The following is a 20790-nucleotide window of genomic DNA, read 5'->3' as shown; positions in this document are numbered from 1 at the left end:
CGGGTGCGTACCGCTTCGCAGATCCTCGCCGACTCCGCCGTGATCGCCGTCGTGGGGGCGTCCCGCGACCCGTTGAAGGCCGCGCACGGCGTGCCGTTGCAGATGCAGCGGTACGGCTGGCGCATCATCCCGGTCAACCCGACGGTCGACGAACTGTTCGGGGAGCGGGCGTACAAGTCGCTTGCCGACATCCCGCATCCGGTCGACCTGGTGGACGTGTTCCGGCCGGCGGCCGACGCCGTGCAGGTGGTTCGGGACGCGGCGGCGATCGGCGCCCCGGCGGTCTGGCTGCAACTGGGCATCGTCTCGGCCGAGGCGCGGCGGATCGCCGAGGAGGCCGGCATGGACTACGTCGAGGACCGCTGCCTGATCGTCGAGCGAGCCGCCGCCAACCTGACCCGCCTGACCTGACCCCACCCCGCTCCCGGTGGTCGGCGGCAGGGACACCGTGCCCGCCGGCGCGGACGACCTCGGCGGGGAGCGTGATGCCGGTGAGTCATATTGATGCCTCACAGTCATCACGCTCTTGACCGACGACGGCGCTGGACGTCCGAGCGGAGGGTGTCGGCGGCGGGCAGAGCGACCAGACGACCGGCGACCGGATCAGCAGGCGCGGGTCAGAGCTTGTACTCCTTGAGCAGGCCGCGGGAGATGATGGTCTTCTGGATCTCCGAGGTGCCCTCGCCGATGAGCAGGAACGGGGCCTCCCGCATCAGCCGCTCGATCTCGTACTCCTTGGAGTAGCCGTAGCCGCCGTGGATGCGGAACGCCTCCTGGACGACCTCGGCGCAGTATTCGGAGGCGAGCAGCTTGGCCATCCCGGCCTCGACGTCGTTGCGCTGGCCGGCGTCCTTGAGGCGGGCGGCGTTGACCATGAGGGCGTGCGCGGCCTCGATCTTCGTGCCCATTTCGGCGAGCTTGAAGGCGATCGCCTGGTGCTTGGCGAGCGGCTGGCCGAACGTCTTGCGCTGCTGGGCGTAGCTGACCGCCAGTTCGAAGGCGCGGATGGAGATGCCGCAGGCGCGGGCGGCCACGTTGACCCGGCCCACCTCGATGCCGTCCATCATCTGGTAGAAGCCTCGGCCGACCCGGTCGGCGCCGCCGAGGATCGCGGAGTCGGGCACGGTCACCCCGTCGAGGATCATCTCGGTGGTCTCGACGCCCTTGTAGCCCATCTTCTCGATCTTGCCGGGGATGGTGAGGCCGGGGGCCGTCTCGCCGAAGCCCGGCTCCTTCTCCAGCAGGAACGTGCTCATGTTGCCGTAGACGGAGTCCGCGCCGGTGTCGGTCTTGACCAGGGTGGCCACCACCGAGGAGTACGCGCCGTTGGTCAGCCACATCTTCTGGCCGTTGAGCACGTAGTTGTCGCCCTCCCGTACGGCCCGGCTCTTGATCGCCGCGACGTCGGAGCCGGTCTCCGGCTCGGACATGGAGAACGCGCCGCGCACCTCGCCGGTGGCCATCCTCGGCAGCAGTCGGGCCTTCTGCTCGGCGGAGCCGTGCTGGGAGATCAGGTACGCCACGATGAAGTGGGTGTTGACGATGCCGGAGATCGACATCCAGCCCCGGGACAACTGCTCCACCACCAGCGCGTAGGTGAGCAGTGATTCGCCGAGCCCGCCGTACTCCTCGTCGATGGTGAGGCCGAACAGGCCCATCTCGCGCATGCCGTCGAGGATGTCGGTGGGGTACTCGTCGGCGTGCTCCAGCCGCTGCGCGTGCGGGATGATCTCCTTGTCGGCGAACTCCCGGACGGTCTCCAGGATCGACGTCTGCACATCGGTCAGGCCGGGCGTCTGGGCGAGTCGGGCCATCTCAGCCTCCGGGGATCCGCGCACTACTCGTGGGTAACTGAACGCTGGGTCAGTATCGGCCTCCCGCACCGACGAGGCCAAGGTGACCAGTCCACACAACCGCTGTGAAAAGGTTCACCGCTACGGGTAGCGTCCGGCAAGAGGGACTTTTCCGGCACCGGCAGGAGGAGGACAGCGCGTGAGCCACCCGCCGCCGTCGGGACCACCAGCAGACGAGCAACCGCCGTCACCCTACGAGCCACCCCGGGACCAGTCGCCGTACGCGCCGCCGCCGGCCGGCCAGTCGCCGTACGCGCCGCAGCCGGACCAGCCGGCGTTCGAGCTGCCGACGGAACGCTCACCGTACGGGCCGCCAGCCGACGAACCATCGCCGTACGGGCAGCAGGGGCCGCACCAGTCGGGGCACTGGGGTCAGCAGCCGCCGTACCCCCCGCAGGGCCCCTACGCCCAGTACGGCCCGCCGCCGTCCGGACCGGGTCGGGGCACCAACGTGCTGGCGATCCTGTCGCTGGTCTTCGCCTTCGTCTTTCCGCCGGCCGGCGCCGTGCTCGGTCACGTCGCGAAGCGGCAGATCCGCACCAGCGGCGAGGAGGGCGACCAGCTCGCCACCTGGGGGCTGATCCTCGGGTACGTGTTCACCGGGCTCACCGTGCTGGCCTGCTGTGGCTGGCTGGCCCTGGTGGCTCTCGGTAACACCGGCGACAGCGGGGGCTACTGACCCGCCGCGCCGGTCAGCGGAACCGGGCCTCGCGGACGCTGTTGCCGCCGTCCACCACGAGCATCTGACCGGTGATGTACGAGGCGGCCGGCGAGCAGAGGAAGCTGATCGCGGCGGCGACCTCGTCCGGAGTGCCCGGTCGACCCACCGGCGTGCCCAGCCCCTGCTTGATCTCGGCCATCGTGGACGCCGCAGTGTAGATGGTGCCGGGCGCCACCGCGTTGACGGTCACCCCGTCCGCGATCATCTCCATGGCCAGCGCCCGGGTCAGCCCGACGACCCCGGCCTTCGCCGCCGCGTACGCGGCCTCGGTGGGTAGGGCGTTGACCGGGCCGGCCGTGGCCGACAGGTTGACGATCCGGCCCCAGCCCCGCTCGGCCATCCCGCCGATGAACGCCCGACTGCACAGGAACGCGGTGGACAGGTTGCGGTCGATCTCGCCGCGCCACTCGTCGTAGGTCAGCTGGGCGACCGGTCGCAGCACCCCCTGGCTGGCTCGACTGGCCAGGCCGGCGTTGTTGACCAGCACCTCGACGTCGCCCAACTGCTCGGCGACCGCGTCGGCCAGCGCGCCGACCTCGGACTCGTCGGTGAGGTCCGCGACGAATCCGGTCACCCCCAGCTCGGTCGCCCGCTCGTGGATGCGCCGGGTGGTGGAGACGATGGCCACGCGCGCGCCCAGGTCGGCGAGGCGCCGGGCGGTGGCGTACCCGATGCCGTCCGGGCTGCCCGCCCCGGTCACCAGGGCGACCCGCCCGTCGAGGCGCATGGTCACCGGGTCGGCGAGCGCGACCGGCTCATCCGGGCCGGGGCTGCCCGCCGGCGTGGCCGCGCGGGCGCGCCGGGCCCCACCCGGGCGGCTGACGTCCCGTCTGGGTCGGCTGCCGGAACGGTCCGCGGCGCGCGCGTCGAATGCCATGCCAGGATCCTGCCCGTTAGGACCGGTCCGAGCAACGCGGCACCCGGTAGTGGGGGCAACGGGTTTGGTCACCCCTGGCTACCCTGACGGCGCACCCGACCTGACGGAGAGAGCTCGCATGACCAATCCCCCGCCGCCCGGCAACTGGTCCGACCCCACGTGGTCGGCCCAGCCGTCGAGCCACGCACCGGATCCGACCCTCGTGGCCGGTCAGCCGGTGCCCGCCCAACCCGGCCCTGCCGACCCGTACGCGCCGGTCGACCCGTACGCCGGGGGCCAGCCGCCGTTCGGTGAGCCGATGAAGGGTTACGCACCGCCGGCCTACGGCCCACCCGGTTATCCCCCGCAGTACCCCGGCTACGGCTACCCGCAGAAGACCAACGGGATGGCGATCGCGGCGCTGGTGCTCGCGCTCGTCGGTATCGCGTCCTGCATCACCGCGCCGGTCGGCGCGATCCTCGGGCACGTGGCGCAGAAACAGATCCGGCTCAGCGGCGAGGGCGGTGCGGGGATGGCGAAGGCCGCCATCATCGTCGGGTGGATCCTCACCGGGCTGCTCGGGCTGCTGATCCTCTTCTACGTTGGCGCGATCATCCTCGCGGTCACCACGGGCGCGAGCAGCGACAGCAGCTACTGACCGACGGGCGGGATCGACGTACCGCCGACTGTCGGGCCGGACCGACGGCCGGCGGCGGTCGTCCCGGCCCGACCGGTCATTCGGCCGGTGGGGTGAACGACGAGGTTCGGCTCATCCCGGCGGCCCGGCCCTTGGCGGCGATGACGAGCGCCATCTTGCGGGAGGCCTCGTCGATCATCTCGTCGCCGAGCATCACCGCGCCCAGCTTGCCGCCGGCCTCGGAGGTGTAGTGGTCGTACGCGTCGAGGATCAGCTCGGCGTGGTCGTAGTCGGCCTGCGCCGGCTGGTAGACCTCGTTGGCGGCGTCGATCTGACCCGGGTGCAGCACCCACTTGCCGTCGAAGCCCAGCGCCGCCGAGCGCTTGGCCACCGCGCGGAACGCGTCGACGTCCCGGATCTGCAGGAACGGGCCGTCGATGGCCTGCTTGTCGTGCATCCGGGCGGCCATCAGGATCCGCATCAGGATGTAGTGGTACGGGTCGCCCGGATAGTCGGGGATCAGGCCGCCGACCACCATCGACTTCATGTTGATGGACGCCATGAAGTCGGCCGGGCCGAAGATGATGGTCTCCACGCGCGGCGAGGCGGCGGCGATCGCGTCCACGTTCACCAGACCGGCGGCGTTCTCGATCTGCGCCTCGATGCCGATCCGGCCGACCTCCAGGCCGAGCGTCTTCTCGATCTGGGTGAGCAGCAGGTCCAGCCAGTGCACCTGCTCGGCGGTCTGCACCTTCGGCAGCATGACGCAGTCCAGGTTCGCGCCGGCGCCCTCGACGACCTCGATGACGTCCCGGTAGGTCCACGGGGTGGTCAGGTCGTTGACCCGCACGACCCGGGTCTTGCCGGCCCAGTCGCCCTCGTTGAGCGCGGCCACGATGTTCTTGCGCGCGTCCGGCTTGGCCAGTGGGGCGACGGCGTCCTCCAGGTCCAGGAAGACCTGGTCGGCGGGCAGCCCCTGTGCCTTGCCGAGCATCTTGACGCTGGAACCCGGCACGGCGAGGCACGACCGGCGGGGACGACCGACTGCGGCCATGGATGCGCTCCTTCCAGCGTCCGGCGGGCACGCCGACGCCACCCACGAAAACTTAACGATCCTAAAGGGCGTTGTGACGCCACGGTAACCTCGCGCCATGACCGGGGTGAATGGACCTGTGGAAGATCTCACTGGGCGTCGACTGGTGGTGGTGACCGGGGCCAGCTCCGGCATCGGCCTGGCCGCCGCCGTGCACCTGGCGTGCCGGGGTGACCGGGTGGTGCTGGTCGGGCGGGACCCGGCCCGCCTGCAGGCCGCAGCCGTTCGGGTACGGGAGGCCTCCGGCGAGCGTCCGGAGCTGTTCCGGGCCGACTTCGCCAGCCTCGACGACGTGCGCCGACTGGCCGAGCAACTCCGGGCCGCGTACGACCGGATCGACGTGCTCGCCAACAACGCCGGCGCGATCGCGTTGCAACCCCTGCGCACCGTCGACGGCTTCGAGATGTCGATCCAGGCCAACCACCTCGCCCCGTTCCTGCTGACCAACCTGCTCGCCGACCGGTTGGGCCGGATCGTGGTGACCGCCTCCGGCGCACACCGATTCGGCGCACTCGACCCGGACGACCTGAACGCCCCGCTGCGCGGCTACCGCTCGATGGGCGCGTACGGCACCAGCAAGCAGGCGAACGTCCTGTTCGCCGCCGAGGCGGCGCGGCGCTGGCCGGACGTTCCCGCGTACAGCTTCCACCCCGGGGTGGTGCGCACCCGGTTCGCGAACGACAGCAGGTTGGTGGCGTTCGGCATGCGGATCATTCCGTTCCGCAGCCCGGAGAAGGCCGCCGAAACCCTGGTCTGGCTGGCCGGTCAGGACCGTTCCCGACTCGTCGACGGCGCCTACTACATCGACCGTCGGGTGCGTCGCCCGTACCGGAAGGCAGCCGATCCACACCTGGCCGCCCGGCTGTGGGAGGCCAGCGCCAAGGCCGTCGGTCTCGACTGACGTGGGCGGCATGCTGACGCTCGTCGCGCTCGTCGAGTTTCCCGCCGGGGCCGAGGCCACCGGGCGGCGCTACGAGGACGCCGTGCTGGCCCTGCTCGGGCGGCACGGCGGCCACCTGGACCGGCGGCTGCGCGGCACCGACGGGCAGACCGAGGTGCACGTGATCCGCTTCGACGGACGGGCCGGTTACGAGTCGTTCCTCGTCGACCCGGAGCGGACGGCCCTGCGTGCCACTCTCGGTGACACCGCGCCGACCACCCGGGTCATCGAGGTGCACGAGGTCTAGGTCCGAGCCCTCGCGGGCCGCGCCAGCGGCGCAGCAGCGACAGCACGGCCCGGATGACGAGAACCGCCAGGACGAACCCCACCACGAGCGCCCAGAACGGCGGTGGCCCGTAGTGGGGGGGGCCGGACTCGCGTACCGCGCCGCGGATCGCGAGGTCGGCGGCGACCGACAGGTCCGTGATGCCCTCCGGCGTCCGGAAGAGCACCTCCGGCGCGGTCGCCCCCCGACGTAGCGCCACCAGCTCCACCGCCTCCGTGCCGACCTCGTGATACGGCCCCCAGGCGATGTCGTGCTCCTCCGGGCTGTCCACCGCCTCCGGACCCGGCACACCGACCAACGCGACCGCCTCGTCCGCCGAGCGCCAGCCCAGCAGCTGCACGAACGAACGGGAGCGCAACGTTGGGAACGCCGCGCCGGCCAGCGTTGTGCCGTCGGCTGCGGACCGCACCGACAGTGTCCAGGTTCTTCGGTAGGACGGAACCGGGCAGTCGGTACAGGTGGACCGGCCGAGGACAGCCACCGAACGGCCGTCCGGCAACCACGACCCGGCCCCGGCGAGCCGCCCGCCCGCCAGCGGCAGCTTCCGGTACGGCGTGGCGACCCGATCCGCGCCCGCGTCGCCCACCCGGGTCAGCCAGACCTCGTCGCGGATCTGGAGGGCGAGGTCGCCGCCGTCCGACGACAGCGCGGCCGTGCGCCCCGGCGGGACCCAGGTGGTGCCGACCGGCACCCGCAGCACGTCCGCTCCGCGATCCCGGTCGTAGACCCCCACGTACGGGGTGGCGTAGGTGTTCGGGGGCGTGAACGTGGTGCCGTCGTCGGCGTAGACCAACCGTTTCCCGTTCGGCGCGAAGGCGAGCGGATAGCCGTTCGGGCGATCCGGGGTGGTCTTCCCCGACGTCAGGTCGAGGAGGGAATCGCCCACCCAGACGTACCGGCCGTCCGGGGAGAGCATCGCCTCGAAACCCGCTACGGCCGGATCGCCGTTCAGCACGCGGTACCGGTCGTCGTCGGCGGCCACCACACCCATCCGGGTCTCGAACCAGTTGGTGCGCACGGCGGGACCACCGAAGAGCATCGCCGCCACGCCAGGTGCCGAGTAGCCGACCGAGGCGGTCCGCAGCGGCGGGTCGACGAGCCTGGTGGGCAGGCCCGGGGTCTCGTGCCGCGGACCGGCTGGCAGCGGCAGGGCCACCGGGTGCAGCGCGTACCCGGTGCCGAGAAGGAGGACCAGGACGGCGAGCGCGCCGGCGACGACGGCCCGGCGACGACGGTGCCGGGTCCGCGCCGCGTCGAAGAGCCCCTCCGGTACGCGCGCCGGCGGCACGTCGTCGGCGAGGCGGCGCAGCGCCGCGGAGAGTCGGGCGGTCACCGGGCCACCTCCTGCGGGTCACGGCCGACGAGTTCGGCCAGTTCGGGGGCGAGGACGCGGAGTCGGCCGAGGGCGTGGCGGGTCTGACTCTTCACGGTGCCGACCCGGCAGCCGAGCAGTTCCGCGGTCTCCGTCTCGGTGCGGTCCTCGTAGTAGCGCAGCACGAGGACCGCACGCTGCCGCACGGTCAGCCGGGCCAACGCCGCCGACAGCACCAGGCGCAGATCGGCGTCGTCATCCGGACCGGATCGTTCCGGCAGCGCCCCGCCCAGCCGCTCCGCCGGGCGAGCCCGCCGCCAGCGCCACCAACTGGCGGCCTGGGTGCAGAGCACCCGACGCAGGTACGCGGGTGGGTCCTCGATCCGCTCCCAGCGCACGGCGACCCGAGCCAGCGCGACCTGGACCAGGTCCTCGGCGTGGTGCCGATCCCCGGTCAGCAGGTACGCGAACCGGGTTAGCCCGGCGGTCTCCGCCCGGACGAAATCGACGAAGCCGTCCCGGGTGCGGTCCTCAGTCGTCAACGGATCGCCCTCCTCACCCGGATAGACGCCGGGCGGGTCCGCCGCGGAGGGAACCACTGTCCATGTTCCTCACCTCGCCGCAGCGCCGTCGCGCGGTCAGTCGGCCAGCGGGGTCGGGTCGGTCGGCAGCGCGGTCGGCGCGACCCGGCGAGCGGCCCGACCACCGCCGAGCACCACCACCGCTACCCCGACCAGCAGCAGCGCCATCCCGACAAGCGCGTACGGGCGGGGCAGCTGCCCCAGCCACGCCCAGCCGAGCAGGGCCGCGCCGGGGGCTTCCAGCAGGATCAGCACGCTCACCGTGGTCGCCGAGATCTTCCGCAGGGCGTAGTTGAACATCGAGTGCCCGAGCAGCTGGGCACCGGCCACCAGGGCCAGGATGGCCAGCCACGTGTGCCCGTCGAACCCGGTCAGCCGTACGCCGCCGACCAGGCACACCAGCAGCAGGATCAGCGCGCAGATCCCGTAGCAGATGGTGGTGTACGTGGTGGTGCTGATGCTGGCGCGGGCCCGCTCGCCGAAGGCGGTGTAGCCGGCCGCGAACACGCCGCCGGTCAGCGCCAGCACGTCACCGAGGACGGCCGCGCCGGAGACACCCACGTCCGTCCCGGTGGTGATCGCCGCACCGCCGACCGCCACCGCGATGCCGAGCCACACCACCCGGGGCAACCGCCGCCCCTGGGCGCGGGCGATCAGCCCCTGCCAGACCGGCTGCGTGGCGACCAGGGCGGTGGACGTGGCAACCGAGGTGAGCTGGGCGCTCGGCACCCAGGTGGCGAAGTGCCCGGCGAGCGCGACCCCGGCCAGGACGCAGAACAGGCCCTCCCGCCGTCCCGCCCCCACGGTCAGCCTGCGGAACTCGGCGCGGCGCCGGGCCAGCGAGAAGGGGCTCAGCACGGCCACCGCGAGCAGGTTGCGCCAGAACGCGATGGCCAGCGCGGGAGCGGCCGCGTACGCGATCAGCGGCGCGGACGACGACACGGCGACCACGGCCAGGCCGACCGCGCCGGTGGTCGACAGGTCCGGGGACGGACGGTGCGGAGGTGGGGACACGGGACGTAATCCTCACACGTATGACGGACAACACGGACCGTCAGCACTCCGTTACGATCACGCGGGTTCGCGCCGGCGACCCTCGACCGGCCGGAGGCGTTTTGCCATGCCCAGCTACCAGGCGGTCCTGTTCGACTTCTTCGGCACCCTGACCCGTTCGGTGCAGCGCGGTGTCGCGCACGTCGGCACCGCCGAGCTCCTCGGGTGTCCCACCGAGATCCTGACCGAGGTGCTGAACCGCACCTACTACGAGCGGGCCAGCGGCCGGCTCGGCGACGCGGAGGCGACCCTGCGCTGGGTGTGCGCCCAGGCCGGCGTACACCCCAGCGACCATGCGGTGCGGGCGGCGGTGGCGTCCCGGCACCGGGCGGTCCGCGCGGACACCTGGCTGCGGGCCGAGGCCGTGCCCGTCCTGGCGGCCCTGCGCCAACGCGGCCTGCGGACCGGCGTGATCAGCGACTGTACGCACGAGCTGCCGGCCTTCCTGCCCCAACTCGCGGTCGCCCCTCTGCTCGACGTGCGGGTGTTCTCGGTGCAGGTCGGGCGATGCAAGCCGGATCCGGTGCTCTACCTGACCGCCTGCCAGCGGCTCGGGCTGGCGCCGGCGGACTGCCTCTACGTCGGTGACGGCGGCAGCCAGGAGCTGACCGGCGCCGAGCGGGCCGGGATGACCGCCGTCCGACTCGCCGCGCCGGACCTGGCCACGCACATGGTGTTCAACGCCGACCTGGACTGGCGAGGCCCCACGCTCGGCGCACTGGGTGAGGTGCTCACCCTTGTCGACAGCTACGTCGACGTGGTCCCGGCCGGCTGACCCCAGCAGCGGCGGCGGCCCCTCGTGGGCGGTCGCCGTCAGCGGCGACGGACCCGGTGCAGGCGGAACGGTTTGCGGGTGGCCCGGACCGCCGGGGTGGGCCGGGGTGGCTCGGCCTGGGCGTCGGCGGGCAGGTCCGCGCCGGCCAGCGACGTACCCGCCGGGGTGAGCCGGTTCACCGCGCACCCGTCGGATGCCCAGCGGGCCACCAGGTCGGCGGTCGGACCCGGTGCGTTGAGGCGCTTCGCCGCGACCAGCGGCGCGGCGGTGTCCCACGCCTCGGTGCCCGGCAGCACCCGGCTCACCCGGGCCGGCCAGGTGACGATCCGACCGCCGTGATCGCCGCGCAGGGTGACCTGCGCCTCGGTCGCGTCGGCCAGCCCCGGCGCGGCCTGCTCGCCCGGCCCGGAGACCACCAGCAGCGCGCCCTCCAGTGGGGCGCACCAGAGGGCGAGCGCCGGCCCGCCGGACACGCTGACCCAGGCCACGGCGGCCTTCTTCATCGCCTCGTCGACAAGCGGTGTGCCCCCGGGGGCGTTCTCGTCCGTCACACCCGCATCCTCCCGCATCGGCACCCCAGCTCACCCCACGAAGGGCGGGACGGTGATCTCGCCCCGGGCCACCGGCATCACCTGACCGGCGACCGTCGCGCCGACCGCCACCCCGTCCACCGCGGTGACCGTGCACGCCAGCGCGGACGGGCGGTTCATCTCCACACCCTGACGCACCGCGTACTCCGACAGCCCCACACCGGGCAGCAGCCCGGTCGCCACCAGCCAGACGCCGAGGCCGAGCGCCGCCGAGCCGGTCGCCGGGTCCTCCGGGACGCCCATCCCCGGCACGAACACCCGCGCGTGCGCGGTTTGCGTGGCGGCGTCCCAGGAGAAGACGCTGACGTGCGACACCCCGTACCGCTGCGCCGCCGCCGCGTTCACCCGCGCGCGGGCCACCGACTCCGGACGCACCGGCAGGTACGGGAACTCCAGCCCGCAGCCCGCGACGCGGGGAGCGGGACCGACGTGGTCGTCCGCGGTCAACCCGGCGATCTCCAGCAACGGCTCCGGGTCCAACTCGGGGCCGAGGGTCGGGGTGCCACCGGTCAGCGTCGCCCCGGTCGCGGTCACCTCGATCGGCAGCACTCCGGCATGGCACTCCTGGGTGACCTGCCCCACACCGAACATGCCCCGCCGGCTCGCGGTCACCGCCGCGCCGACGCTCGGGTGCCCCGCGAACGGCAACTCCTCGACCGGCGTGAAGATCCTGGCCCGGTAGGTGGCACCGAACTGGGTCGGTGGCAGCACGAACACCGTCTCGGACAGGTTGAACTCCAGCGCGAGCGCCTGCATCTGCTCGGTGGCCAGCGCCTCCGCGCCGAACACCACGGCCAGCGGGTTGCCGGCGAAGGGGCGGTCGGTGAAGACGTCCACGATCTCGTAGGCCAAGGTCGACATGTTGATAAACACTAGGCGCTTAGGCTGGTGCCCGTGAGCACGCCGACCCGGGTCTACATCGCCCGTCTCGCCGGAGTCGCCGTCTTCGACCCGAACGGTGACCAGGTGGGGCGCGTTCGCGACGCCGTGGCCCGGCTGCGGGCGACCAAGCGCCCCCCGGAGGTGGTGGGTCTCGTCGCCGAGATGCCGATGCGTCGCCGGATCTTCCTGTCCATCAACCGGATCACCTCCATCGACGCGGACGCCGTCGTGCTCGGCTCCGGCACCCTCAACCTGCGCCGCTTCGAGAAGCGCCCGAACGAGCTGCTGGTCCTCCAGGAACTCCTCGACCGGCGGGTGCAGCTCGACCCGGGCGGCCAGCCCGGCGCCGTCGTGGACGTCGCGATGGAGTGCACCCGCGGCGGTGAGTGGTCGTTGACCCGCGTCGCCGTACGGGAGCAGACCGGCCGGCTCAGCCGCCGCGGCCACCTGCACCAGGTCGAGTGGGACCGGGTGCGCGGGCTCAGCGGCATCGCCGACAACCGGGGTACGGCCAACCTGCTCGCCGTCCTGGAGGACATGCGCCCCGCCGACCTGGCCAACGCGCTTCAGGACCTGCCCGACGCACGGCGTAACGAGGTGGCTGCCGCACTGGACGACGAGCGGCTGGCCGACGTGCTCAGCGAGCTGCCGGAGCACGACCAGGTGGAGATCCTCGCCGCACTGGACCGGGAACGGGCCGCGGACGTACTGGAGGAGATGGACCCGGACGACGCGGCCGACCTGCTCAACGAGCTGCCCCCACCGGAGCAGGACGTGCTGCTGGACCTGATGGAGCCGGACGAGGCCGACCCGGTGCGTCAGCTCCTGAAGTACACCCCCGGCACGGCGGGCAGTGTGATGACCTCGGAGCCGGTCATCCTCCCGCCGGACGCCACCGTCGCCGAGGCGCTGGCCCGGATCCGGGAACCACAGCTCTCCCCCGCCGTCGCCGCGCAGGTCTTCGTGACCCGGGCGCCACAGAACACCCCGACCGGTCGCTACCTGGGCATGGTGCACTTCCAGGCGCTGCTCCGTGAACCGCCGGCCGACCTGCTGGGCAAGGTGGTGGTCAACGACATCGACCCACTGCGCCCGACCACCCCGCTGCCGGAGATCACCCGTCGGATGGCCACCTACGACCTGGTCGCCATGCCGGTGATCGACCGGAGCAACCGGCTGGTCGGCGCCGTGACGGTGGACGACGTGCTGGACCACTCGCTCCCCCGGGACTGGCGGGACCGCGACGCCCTGGCCGCCCCGGGCACCACCGACGCGACGCTGGACGGCGCGGATGGCTGAGCGGCGGCGTAACGAACGCCTCGACCAACCGCGTGAGCCCCGGGGCATCAAGCTGCCCCGGTTCGACGCGGAAGCGTTCGGCAGGTGGTCGGAGGGCATCGCCCGGGGCATGGGCACCGCGAACTTCATCGTCGTCATGACGGTGGTGATCACGATCTGGTTCGTCTGGAACACGTTGGCCCCGGCGGACCTGCGCTTCGACCCGTACACCTTCACGTTCTTGACCCTGGTGCTGTCGTTGCAGGCCAGCTACGCGGCGCCGCTGATCCTGCTGGCGCAGAACCGGCAGGCCGACCGGGACCGGGTGGCCCTGGAGGAGGACCGGCGGCGAGCCACCGCGCAGAAGGCGGACACCGAGTACCTGGCGCGGGAGATCGCGGCACTGCGGATCGCGTTGGGTGAGGTGGCGACCCGTGACTTCCTCCGCTCCGAGCTGACCCGGCTGGCCGAGGAGCTGGACGAGGCGGGGCAACGCCGGCAACGCCTGGAACGCCGCCAGCAGGACCGGGACAGCCGGCAGGAGAAGCGGAGCCACCGGCCGACCGACGGTGTCGGCCTGGACGAGCCGCGCGACGACCTGGACGGCGACTTCACCCGGGACGTCCGGCCGGACGGCGCCGGGCCGCGCCTGCCGGAGGGCTGATCCGTGGGGTCATCGATTGGCTCACACCACCCCGGGCAGCAGCGGCAACGGATGCCCCGCGACGTAGCATTGCGGGCATGTCAGCACCCGTGAGCACCGTCGAGGACGCGATCCAGGCCGCCCTGGCCACCGTCAACGACCCGGAGATCCGCCGGCCCATCACCGAGCTGGGCATGGTCCGCTCCGCCACGATCGCTGCCAGCGGCGTCGTACGCGTCGAGCTGCTGCTCACCGTCGCCGGTTGCCCGCTCAAGGACAAGCTGCGTACGGACATCACCACCGCGCTCGCCGCGGTGCCCGGAGTGACCGGTGTGGAGATCGACTTTGGGGTGATGACCCCCGAGCAACGACAGTCGTTGCAGTCGCAGCTGCGCGGTGGCGGCGCCGCCACCGAGGAGCCCGTCATCCCGTTCGCGCAGCCCGGCTCCCGCACCCGCGTGTACGCGGTGGCCAGCGGCAAGGGTGGCGTCGGCAAGTCCAGCGTGACGGTCAACCTGGCGGCGGCGCTCGCCGCTCGTGGGCTCTCCGTCGGCGTGGTCGACGCGGACATCTACGGCCACTCGGTGCCCCGGATGCTCGGCACGGAGGCCCGGCCCACCCGGGTCGAAGACATGATCATGCCGCCGCAGGCGCACGGCGTGAAGGTGATCTCCATCGGCATGTTCACCTCGGGCAACGCCGCCGTGGTGTGGCGCGGCCCGATGCTGCACCGGGCGTTGCAGCAGTTCCTGGCGGACGTCTACTGGGGCGACCTGGACGTGCTCCTGCTCGACCTTCCCCCGGGCACGGGTGACGTGGCCATCTCGCTGGCCCAACTGCTCCCCAACTCGGAGATCCTGATCGTCACCACCCCGCAGACCGCCGCCGCCGAGGTGGCCGAGCGGGCCGGCGCGATCGCCCTGCAGACCCACCAGCGGGTGGTCGGCGTCATCGAGAACATGTCCTGGCTGGAGCTTCCGGACGGCTCCCGGATGGAGATCTTCGGCTCCGGGGGCGGCACGGCCGTCGCCGAGTCGCTGAGCCGGACCATCGGCGCTCAGGTGCCGCTGCTCGGTCAGATCCCGCTGGACACCCGGGTCCGTGAGGCCGGCGACGCGGGCAACCCGATCGTGCTGGCCGAGCCGGAGTCCCCGGCCGCGCAGGCCCTCGGCACCATCGCCGACCGGCTCGCGCTGCGCCGTGAGTCGCTGCTCGGCAAGCCGCTCGGTCTGAAGCCCGCCGGCCGCTGACCACCACGTCCCACCGTCAGCCCGTCGGCCGCTGTTGGCCGGCGGGCTGAGTCGTGTCGGTGGGTGGCCGCAGCCGGCACAGCCCCGGCGTAGCCGGCACCGCCGCGTAGCCGGCACCGCCGCGTAGCCGGCACCGCCGCGTGATCGACTCGGGTTTCTGAAAGTCGGGGCGTCCTGGGCGGGTTGAAGGGCCGAATTCCTGAAAATCGAGTCGATCAAGGCACCGAGCGCGGGCGGGGCCGGTCGATCGCGAGCGCGGGCCGGGCGGGCGGGCCGGGCGGGCGGGCCGGGCGGGCGGGCCGGGCGGGCGGGCGCGGGTCGGTCAGGTGGCGTCGTCGTAGCTGGCGCGGGGTGCCGGGGTGGTGCTGCCGGTGGCCGTGGTGGGCCGCGTCCCGTTCGACCGCAGGTCGGCGGCGCTGGCCACGTCCTTCAGGTCGTCGTGCACGCCGCTGACGTCCGCGCGGAGGTTGTCGTAGACGCCCTGCAACGGCTTGCGGATCGCCGCCTCGTCCTCCTCGCTGAGGAGGTGCTTGCGGATGAAGGCTTTCGGGTGCAGGTCTTCCAGCTGGATGTCGGTGCCCAGCTCACGACTCAGGTCGCCGGTGGCGTTGCGGGCCATGTTTCGCAGGTTGCGCACCAGCCGCAAGCCGTCGTTGATGACCGCGGGCAGCCGATCACCGAAGATCAGCAGCGCCAGGAGCAGCAGCGCCCCGATCTCCCACCAGTTCAGGTTCTCGAACATCCCGCTGGCCTCCTCTCCGCGTCAGCAGCAAGACTACGCACGCCAGGCGGCGTTCGAGCAAGGGGTGAGCCGTGTTCACTTCGCGTCGGCGGCGAGAGTTACCGAGGTGTTCTGCCGGTCGGAGCCCCGTCGAAACTCGACGGATACCACCGAGCCCGGCGCGAACTTGCGAACCAACGCGGTCAGGTCCGTCGGCTCGGTCATCGGCCGACCATTGATCTTGAGGATGACGTCACCGACCTTCAACCCGGCGCTGTCCGCCGGGCCGGACGGCGCCACCTCCGCCAGCCGCAGGCCACCCCCGGCGACCCCGGTCGGGCCGTCCGCCCGGGCACCGATCACCGTACGCCGGGCCTTGCCGGTGCCGATGATGTCCTGGGTCACCCGCTTGGCCTGGTTGATCGGGATGGCGAAGGCGAGCCCGATGTTGCCCGCCTCCTGCCCCTCGGCGACAAGTGACTTGATTGTCGAGTTCACCCCGACCACCCGCCCGGCGCCGTCGACCAACGGCCCGCCCGAGTTGCCGTGGTTGACGGCCGCGTCGGTCTGGATCGCCGCGTAGTAGCGGATCGGACCACCGGGCTCGCCGGCCTGCATCGTCCGGTCCAGGGCACTCACGATGCCGGCGGTGACCGTGTTGGCCAGCGACAGCGGCGAGCCGATGGCGAGCACCGGGTCACCGACGGCCAGGGCGTCGGAATCGCCGAACTCCACAGGTCGCAGCCCGCTACGGCTCACCTTGATCACCGCGATGTCCGACTCCGGATCCTGACCGACGATTGTCGCCGGCGCGGTGCTGCCGTCGTTGAAGACCACCGAGGCCTTGCCGCTGCCGCCGGCCACCACGTGGTCGTTGGTGATCACGTGGCCGTCGGCGGTGGCGACGAAGCCGGAGCCCTCGCTGGTCCCGCCGAGGCTGCTCACGCGGACGGTGACCACGCTGGGCAGGACACGTTCGGCGACACCGGCAAGCGATTCCGGCTTGCGCTGGGCCAGCGCGGGGGGCTCTGCCGGCGCACCGCCGAGCACCACTCCGGCAGCCCCGCCGCGAACCGCGAACGCGTAGCCCAGCGCCCCGCCGAGGGTGCCGGCCAGCAGCGCGGTGATCACGGGAATGAGCAGCAGTTGGCGTAGCGTCGGTCGACCCGGCGCGTCCGGATCGGTGACCGGCTCGGGCTCGGAACCGGCCGCCACCACCCCCGGCACCACCACCGCGGTCGGCGCGGCCGGGTCCCGCCAGGGATCGGCGAGCGCGTCCGACCACCAGGGCGACGCCCCGGCCGTCCCGGGTCCGCCCGCGACAGGTACCGGCCAACCCGGTGACGGCCCCACGGGCGGCACCGGCGGGTATCCGGCTGCCGGCACGCCTGCCGGCGGCACAACTGGCGCACCCCCCGGCGGCCCCACGGGCGTGCTCCCCGGCGGCCCCATGACGGGCATGCTGCCCGGCGGCACCACTACGGGCATGCTGCCCGGTGGCACCACAGCAGGCGTGCTGCCGGCCCCCGGCATGGATGGCGATCCCACCGGCGGGGCCTCTGCCCCGGGCGGTCGCGCCGGAGCCGGAGTCTCACCGCCCCGGCGCCAGTCCCAGCCGTCGGTCACGTCGGTGCCTCCCAGTCCGTCCCCGGATCCCGCGCCGCGTCGCCCGGCCACGGGCCGGTTCGGTCGCGGCTGACGGGATACCGCTTCCAGGATTGCACGGATGCGCGCGGTGGAGTCAGCGGTTGCCCCCGGCGATCGCTTCGGGCGGAGGCCCGGCTGCGCCCCCTGGCGGTCGCCTCTACGCTCACAGTGCCAACCCGCCCCCGCACCACGCACCGCCCCCGGAGGTGCCCCATCGCCATGGTCGCCGGTACCGGCAGTTCGACGGCCCAGGCTCAGCAGTTCGCTGAGTCGTACGTCACCGAGGATCTCGTCCTGCGCACCGCCCGTAGCCTGGCCCTGGAGGTGGGCCTCGACGCGGTCACCCCGGGCGCGGGAGCGGCGTTGCGGCTGCTGGCCGCCGCCGGCAACGCCCGCGCGGTGGTGGAGATCGGCACCGGCACCGGCGTGAGCGGTGTCTGGTTGCTGCGCGGCATGCGCGCCGACGGTGTGCTCACCACCATCGACGTGGAGGTGGAGCATCAGCGGATCGCCCGGCGGATCTTCGCCGAGGCGGGCTTCGCGGCCGGCCGTACGCGGATCATCACCGGTCGGGCGCTCGACGTGCTGCCCCGGCTCGCCGACGGCGCGTACGACCTGGTCTTCGTGGACGCGGAGGCCACCGGCTTCCATGCCTGCGTGGAAGCCGCACTGCGGCTGTTGCGACCGGGCGGAGTGCTCGCGCTCAACGGCGTGTTGGCCAGCGGCCGGATCGGTGATCCGGCCGCCCGGGACGCGGAGACGGTGACGGTCCGCGAGACGATCAAGGCAGTCCGGGAGTCGGAGCACTGGATCCCCGCGCTGCTTCCGGTCGGACACGGGGTGCTCGCCGCGGTGAAGTGCTGACCCGGGTCAGTCGACGCTGGCCAGCCAGCGCAGCAACCACCGAACGCCCCAACCGGTGGCGCCGCGGCTGACCTCGGCCTGGTCGCCGTCCGCCCAGGACGGGGCCGACATGTCCAGGTGCAGCCAGCGGTCCCGCAGCTCGCCGGTGAACTCGCGCAGGTAGAGCGCGGCCAGCACCGAACCGGCACCCTGTGTCGGCGCGCTGTAGAGATCGGCGACGTCGCTGCCCAGGTATTCGGCGTAGTCGTTGTGCAGCGGCATCCGCCAGGCCGACTCGCCCGCCGCCTCGGTCGCGGCCAGCACGTCCGCGGCCAGTTGGTCGTTCTCGCTGTACAGCGCGGCGGTGCGCTTGCCCAGCGCAACGGCGTTGGCGCCGGTGAGGGTGGCCAGGTCGAGCAGTAGGTCCGGTTCGAGCTGCTGCACCGCGTACGCCAGGGCGTCGGCGAGGACCAGACGGCCCTCGGCGTCGGAGTTGGTCGTCTCGCTCGTCGTGCCGCCGTAGTGCCGGATGACGTCGCCGGGGCGGAACGCGGAGCCGCTGACCATGTTCTCGGCGAGCGGGGCGAGCGTCGTGATGCGCACCGGCAGCCGCAGCGCGGCGGCACCGAGGGTGGCGGCGACGACCGCGGCCGCGCCGGCCATGTCCTTGCGCATCAGTTTCATCGCCGGTACCGGCTTGATCGAGATGCCGCCGGTGTCGAAGGTGATGCCCTTGCCGACCAGCACCACGTGGGTACGCGCGTCGGCGGGGTGCCAGTCCAACTCGACCAGCCGGGGGCCACTGGCCGAGCCGCCGCCCACGGCGAGGATCCCGCCGAAGCCCTCGGCGGCCAACTCGGCCGGGCCGCGAACCCGCAGTCGCAGGTCCGGCAGGTCGGCCGCGGCGGACGTCACCTGGTCGACGAACCACTGCGGGGTCTTCGTCGAGGAGGGCGTGTTGGTCAGGTCACGGGCGAGATGGGTCATCGCCGCGGTGGTCCGGGCCGTGGCGACGGTGGCCTCGAACGTGGTCGGGTCGTCGAGCAGCAGGTCGATGCCGTCGAGCGTCGGCGCGTCGCCGGCCTCGGTCAGCCGGTACCGGTGCGAGGCGAGCAGCAGCCCCTCGGTCAACCCGCGCACCGCGGCCGGAGTCAGCTCGCCCGGCAGCGCGATGGTGATATGCGTCTCATTCGCGGCAGACCGGGCCAGGGCCGCGCCGGCCGTCCGCCAGGCTGCCTCGCCGCCGTCGCCGATGCCGAGCAGCAGAAGCCGGCCGGGGGTACGTCCGGGGCGCAGTTGGGTGTGGATCTCGCCAGCTCGGCCGTTCAGCCGGGCCGCCGACACCAGTGCGGTCGCCTCGTCGGCCGTGTCGTCCGGCGGGGCCGCGGCGGTCGACACGGGCTCGGCCGAGGCGTCACCTCCGGCTGCCGGATCGACGGGACGGACAGGCAGGACGAGGACGTCGAGCCGGTCGGGCTCGGCGATCAGACGGATGGCGAGCACGCGGAACCGTACCTCCAGGAAAGTGTCGCGGAGCGGAACTCAGCCCACCTGCCCGCAGTGATGAAGACCCTGAGCCACCGGCGGTACCGGTGGCTCAGGGTCACGGAACGCTCCGGGCGGTGCGAGCCGCCCGGACCACTCCTTACTCAGCCGGCCGCCGCCTTCAACGCGTCACCGAGCGCGTTGGCCTCGTCGGGAGTCATCTCGACGACGAGCCGGCCACCGCCCTCCAGCGGGACCCGCATGACGATGCCCCGCCCCTCCTTGGTGACTTCCAGCGGACCGTCGCCCGTCCGCGGCTTCATCGCCGCCATGTTGTCTCCCCTCAGACCTACACCAGGGTCGGTGGGTTGCCCCACAGCCACTTCGTCACGACCACCCGCAACGGTCGCGGGGGTGTCGACAGCGATTTTCCCTGATGAACACCGCCGGACCCAAACCGGAGCAGCATTGATGTAACAGCATCTAGCTTATCTTGAGAAGGCCTGTCACAATGTGCGGTCATGCAGGCACGGTCGGCACTCTTCGACCTGTACGGCGACCACCTCCGACCGAGGGGTGGCCGCGCACCGGTTGCTGCCCTGGTCAAACTGCTGGCGCCGCTGGGAATCGCACCGCCAGCCGTTCGCACCGCCGTGTCCCGGATGGTGCGTCAGGGCTGGCTCGAACCGCTCCGGTTGATCTCCGGACCGGGATATTCGATCACACCGAAAGCCGCCCGACGACTCGACGAGGCGGCCTCCCGGATCTACCGGACCGGCCGGGTCACCTGGGACGGCCGGTTCGATCTGCTGGTGCTGGAGGCCCCGGGCTCCCGACGGGACCGCCAGCGGCTCGCCGCGAACCTGAGCTTCCTCGGCTACGGCACGCTCGACGAGCAGACCTGGGTCGCCACCCGTCCCGCCGAGGACGTCGACCTGATCCTCGCCGAGGCCGGCATCCGGTTCGAGCGGTTCAACGCCGCACACTTCGCCGGCACCCCCGGTGCGATGGGCGTGGTCCGGCGAGCATGGGACCTGACCGAGATCGGCCGCGCCTACGAGCAGTTCGTCGCGGACCAGCGCCCACTGCTCTCCGCCGTGACCGTGCGCAGCAGCGACGAGGAGGCGTACGCGACCCGGTTCCGGCTGGTGCACGCGTGGCGTACGTTCCTCTTCCGGGACCCGCAGCTACCCCCGGCGCTGCTGCCCGAACGCTGGCCCGGCACCGCCGCGGCCAGTTTCTTCGACCGGCACGCGGCCCGCCTGCGTCCGGCCGCGGACCGGTACGTCGAACAGTGCCTCGACGCCGGCAACCGCCTCGTCCGACAGAAGGGTCGTTAGACAC

The 20790-nt window shown here is 72.5% G+C and carries 23 protein-coding genes; 11 read left to right on the top strand and 12 right to left on the bottom strand.

The window, feature by feature from the left end; genetic code table 11:
- Window positions 1–3: 3 nt before the first annotated feature.
- Window positions 4–411 carry a CoA-binding protein gene (locus tag AB0C01_RS23105; RefSeq protein WP_357241155.1) on the top strand — a complete coding sequence of 136 codons (408 nt, stop codon included), beginning with the start codon at window positions 4–6 and terminating at the stop codon, window positions 409–411.
- A gap of 206 nt (window positions 412–617) precedes the next feature.
- Here AB0C01_RS23105 and AB0C01_RS23100 read toward each other — a convergent pair whose 3' ends face one another.
- On the bottom strand, window positions 618–1814 hold the full coding sequence (locus AB0C01_RS23100; protein ID WP_357572103.1) for an acyl-CoA dehydrogenase family protein: 1197 nt from the start codon (window positions 1812–1814) through the stop codon (window positions 618–620).
- 178 nt (window positions 1815–1992) lie between these two features.
- Here AB0C01_RS23100 and AB0C01_RS23095 point away from each other — a divergent pair, with 178 nt between their 5' ends.
- Window positions 1993–2532 (top strand): DUF4190 domain-containing protein, encoded by a 540-nt coding sequence (locus tag AB0C01_RS23095; RefSeq protein WP_357241152.1) that lies wholly within the window; start codon window positions 1993–1995, stop codon window positions 2530–2532.
- A 13-nt stretch (window positions 2533–2545) separates the two neighbouring features.
- Here the strand turns inward: AB0C01_RS23095 and AB0C01_RS23090 are convergent, their stop codons facing one another.
- Window positions 2546–3451 (bottom strand): SDR family NAD(P)-dependent oxidoreductase, encoded by a 906-nt coding sequence (locus AB0C01_RS23090; RefSeq protein ID WP_357241149.1) that lies wholly within the window; start codon window positions 3449–3451, stop codon window positions 2546–2548.
- A 118-nt stretch (window positions 3452–3569) separates the two neighbouring features.
- Between AB0C01_RS23090 and AB0C01_RS23085 the strand changes: the two genes are divergently transcribed.
- Entirely contained in the window at window positions 3570–4088 is a 519-nt protein-coding gene (locus tag AB0C01_RS23085) for a DUF4190 domain-containing protein (protein ID WP_357241146.1), read from the top strand.
- Window positions 4089–4164: 76 nt separating this feature from the next.
- Here AB0C01_RS23085 and AB0C01_RS23080 read toward each other — a convergent pair whose 3' ends face one another.
- Complete coding sequence (locus tag AB0C01_RS23080) at window positions 4165–5121, bottom strand: CoA ester lyase (protein ID WP_357241143.1); 957 nt, start codon at window positions 5119–5121, stop codon at window positions 4165–4167.
- A 118-nt stretch (window positions 5122–5239) separates the two neighbouring features.
- Between AB0C01_RS23080 and AB0C01_RS23075 the strand changes: the two genes are divergently transcribed.
- Complete coding sequence (locus tag AB0C01_RS23075) at window positions 5240–6061, top strand: SDR family NAD(P)-dependent oxidoreductase (protein ID WP_357242345.1); 822 nt, start codon at window positions 5240–5242, stop codon at window positions 6059–6061.
- A 10-nt stretch (window positions 6062–6071) separates the two neighbouring features.
- Complete coding sequence (locus tag AB0C01_RS23070; protein WP_357241140.1) at window positions 6072–6347, top strand: hypothetical protein; 276 nt, start codon at window positions 6072–6074, stop codon at window positions 6345–6347.
- Here the strand turns inward: AB0C01_RS23070 and AB0C01_RS23065 are convergent.
- From AB0C01_RS23065 to AB0C01_RS23055, 3 genes are all read right to left on the bottom strand, one after another.
- On the bottom strand, window positions 6325–7719 hold the full coding sequence (locus AB0C01_RS23065) for a hypothetical protein (protein ID WP_357572086.1): 1395 nt from the start codon (window positions 7717–7719) through the stop codon (window positions 6325–6327). The genes AB0C01_RS23070 and AB0C01_RS23065 overlap by 23 nt on opposite strands.
- Window positions 7716–8240 carry a SigE family RNA polymerase sigma factor gene (locus tag AB0C01_RS23060; RefSeq protein WP_357241134.1) on the bottom strand — a complete coding sequence of 175 codons (525 nt, stop codon included), beginning with the start codon at window positions 8238–8240 and terminating at the stop codon, window positions 7716–7718. The genes AB0C01_RS23065 and AB0C01_RS23060 overlap by 4 nt, the downstream gene beginning before the upstream one ends.
- Before the next feature lie 96 nt (window positions 8241–8336).
- Window positions 8337–9293, bottom strand: coding sequence for a DMT family transporter (locus tag AB0C01_RS23055; protein ID WP_357241131.1), 957 nt, complete (start codon window positions 9291–9293; stop codon window positions 8337–8339).
- Window positions 9294–9399: 106 nt separating this feature from the next.
- On the opposite strand from AB0C01_RS23055, the gene AB0C01_RS23050 reads away from it, so the two are divergent.
- Window positions 9400–10107, top strand: coding sequence for an HAD family hydrolase (locus AB0C01_RS23050; protein ID WP_357241128.1), 708 nt, complete (start codon window positions 9400–9402; stop codon window positions 10105–10107).
- A gap of 38 nt (window positions 10108–10145) precedes the next feature.
- Here the strand turns inward: AB0C01_RS23050 and AB0C01_RS23045 are convergent, their stop codons facing one another.
- Both AB0C01_RS23045 and AB0C01_RS23040 read right to left on the bottom strand, forming a co-directional pair.
- Window positions 10146–10676 carry a hypothetical protein gene (locus tag AB0C01_RS23045; protein WP_357241125.1) on the bottom strand — a complete coding sequence of 177 codons (531 nt, stop codon included), beginning with the start codon at window positions 10674–10676 and terminating at the stop codon, window positions 10146–10148.
- Between the two features lie 12 nt (window positions 10677–10688).
- A complete protein-coding gene (locus tag AB0C01_RS23040; RefSeq protein ID WP_357572085.1) occupies window positions 10689–11558 on the bottom strand; it encodes a PhzF family phenazine biosynthesis protein in 870 nt (289 codons plus the stop codon).
- A gap of 33 nt (window positions 11559–11591) precedes the next feature.
- On the opposite strand from AB0C01_RS23040, the gene AB0C01_RS23035 reads away from it, so the two are divergent.
- The 3 genes from AB0C01_RS23035 to AB0C01_RS23025 all read left to right on the top strand — a co-directional run bounded on the left by AB0C01_RS23035 (window position 11592) and on the right by AB0C01_RS23025 (window position 14750).
- Window positions 11592–12878, top strand: coding sequence for a CBS domain-containing protein (locus tag AB0C01_RS23035; RefSeq protein WP_357241119.1), 1287 nt, complete (start codon window positions 11592–11594; stop codon window positions 12876–12878).
- Window positions 12871–13521 (top strand): DUF1003 domain-containing protein, encoded by a 651-nt coding sequence (locus tag AB0C01_RS23030; protein WP_357241116.1) that lies wholly within the window; start codon window positions 12871–12873, stop codon window positions 13519–13521. Before AB0C01_RS23035 ends, AB0C01_RS23030 begins: the two co-directional genes overlap by 8 nt.
- A 77-nt stretch (window positions 13522–13598) precedes the next feature.
- On the top strand, window positions 13599–14750 hold the full coding sequence (locus tag AB0C01_RS23025) for an Mrp/NBP35 family ATP-binding protein (RefSeq protein WP_357241113.1): 1152 nt from the start codon (window positions 13599–13601) through the stop codon (window positions 14748–14750).
- A 322-nt stretch (window positions 14751–15072) separates the two neighbouring features.
- On the opposite strand, the gene AB0C01_RS23020 is transcribed toward AB0C01_RS23025, so the two are convergent.
- The gene (locus AB0C01_RS23020) at window positions 15073–15492 is read right to left on the bottom strand and encodes a preprotein translocase subunit TatB (protein WP_357241110.1); all 420 of its coding nucleotides are present in this window, start codon (window positions 15490–15492) and stop codon (window positions 15073–15075) included.
- Window positions 15493–15567: 75 nt separating this feature from the next.
- The gene (locus AB0C01_RS23015; RefSeq protein WP_357241107.1) at window positions 15568–16824 is read right to left on the bottom strand and encodes a trypsin-like peptidase domain-containing protein; all 1257 of its coding nucleotides are present in this window, start codon (window positions 16822–16824) and stop codon (window positions 15568–15570) included.
- Between the two features lie 513 nt (window positions 16825–17337).
- Between AB0C01_RS23015 and AB0C01_RS23010 the strand changes: the two genes are divergently transcribed.
- Window positions 17338–17982 carry an O-methyltransferase gene (locus AB0C01_RS23010; protein WP_357241104.1) on the top strand — a complete coding sequence of 215 codons (645 nt, stop codon included), beginning with the start codon at window positions 17338–17340 and terminating at the stop codon, window positions 17980–17982.
- Between the two features lie 6 nt (window positions 17983–17988).
- On the opposite strand, the gene AB0C01_RS23005 is transcribed toward AB0C01_RS23010, so the two are convergent.
- Together AB0C01_RS23005 and AB0C01_RS23000 are read right to left on the bottom strand one after the other, a co-directional pair.
- Complete coding sequence (locus tag AB0C01_RS23005; protein ID WP_357241101.1) at window positions 17989–19464, bottom strand: M17 family metallopeptidase; 1476 nt, start codon at window positions 19462–19464, stop codon at window positions 17989–17991.
- A 146-nt stretch (window positions 19465–19610) separates the two neighbouring features.
- A complete protein-coding gene (locus AB0C01_RS23000; RefSeq protein ID WP_007455245.1) occupies window positions 19611–19778 on the bottom strand; it encodes a DUF3117 domain-containing protein in 168 nt (55 codons plus the stop codon).
- A gap of 189 nt (window positions 19779–19967) precedes the next feature.
- On the opposite strand from AB0C01_RS23000, the gene AB0C01_RS22995 reads away from it, so the two are divergent.
- Entirely contained in the window at window positions 19968–20786 is an 819-nt protein-coding gene (locus AB0C01_RS22995; RefSeq protein ID WP_357241098.1) for a PaaX family transcriptional regulator C-terminal domain-containing protein, read from the top strand.
- The last annotated feature ends 4 nt before the right edge of the window (window positions 20787–20790 follow it).

The sequence above is a fragment of the Micromonospora sp. NPDC048905 genome, from assembly GCF_040649655.1.
Taxonomy (GTDB): Bacteria; Actinomycetota; Actinomycetes; order Mycobacteriales; family Micromonosporaceae; genus Micromonospora.
This window is presented reverse-complemented; position numbering and strand designations above follow the sequence as displayed.

Coding starts and splice junctions, on each gene's coding strand:
- AB0C01_RS23100 (WP_357572103.1), bottom strand. CDS start 1,814: ATGGCCCGACTCGCCCAGACGCCCGGCCTGACCGATGTGCAGACGTCG.
- AB0C01_RS23090 (WP_357241149.1), bottom strand. CDS start 3,451: ATGGCATTCGACGCGCGCGCCGCGGACCGTTCCGGCAGCCGACCCAGA.
- AB0C01_RS23085 (WP_357241146.1), top strand. CDS start 3,570: ATGACCAATCCCCCGCCGCCCGGCAACTGGTCCGACCCCACGTGGTCG.
- AB0C01_RS23080 (WP_357241143.1), bottom strand. CDS start 5,121: ATGGCCGCAGTCGGTCGTCCCCGCCGGTCGTGCCTCGCCGTGCCGGGT.
- AB0C01_RS23070 (WP_357241140.1), top strand. CDS start 6,072: ATGCTGACGCTCGTCGCGCTCGTCGAGTTTCCCGCCGGGGCCGAGGCC.
- AB0C01_RS23050 (WP_357241128.1), top strand. CDS start 9,400: ATGCCCAGCTACCAGGCGGTCCTGTTCGACTTCTTCGGCACCCTGACC.
- AB0C01_RS23045 (WP_357241125.1), bottom strand. CDS start 10,676: ATGCGGGAGGATGCGGGTGTGACGGACGAGAACGCCCCCGGGGGCACA.
- AB0C01_RS23040 (WP_357572085.1), bottom strand. CDS start 11,558: ATGTCGACCTTGGCCTACGAGATCGTGGACGTCTTCACCGACCGCCCC.
- AB0C01_RS23030 (WP_357241116.1), top strand. CDS start 12,871: ATGGCTGAGCGGCGGCGTAACGAACGCCTCGACCAACCGCGTGAGCCC.
- AB0C01_RS23025 (WP_357241113.1), top strand. CDS start 13,599: ATGTCAGCACCCGTGAGCACCGTCGAGGACGCGATCCAGGCCGCCCTG.
- AB0C01_RS23020 (WP_357241110.1), bottom strand. CDS start 15,492: ATGTTCGAGAACCTGAACTGGTGGGAGATCGGGGCGCTGCTGCTCCTG.
- AB0C01_RS23010 (WP_357241104.1), top strand. CDS start 17,338: ATGGTCGCCGGTACCGGCAGTTCGACGGCCCAGGCTCAGCAGTTCGCT.
- AB0C01_RS23000 (WP_007455245.1), bottom strand. CDS start 19,778: ATGGCGGCGATGAAGCCGCGGACGGGCGACGGTCCGCTGGAAGTCACC.
- AB0C01_RS22995 (WP_357241098.1), top strand. CDS start 19,968: ATGCAGGCACGGTCGGCACTCTTCGACCTGTACGGCGACCACCTCCGA.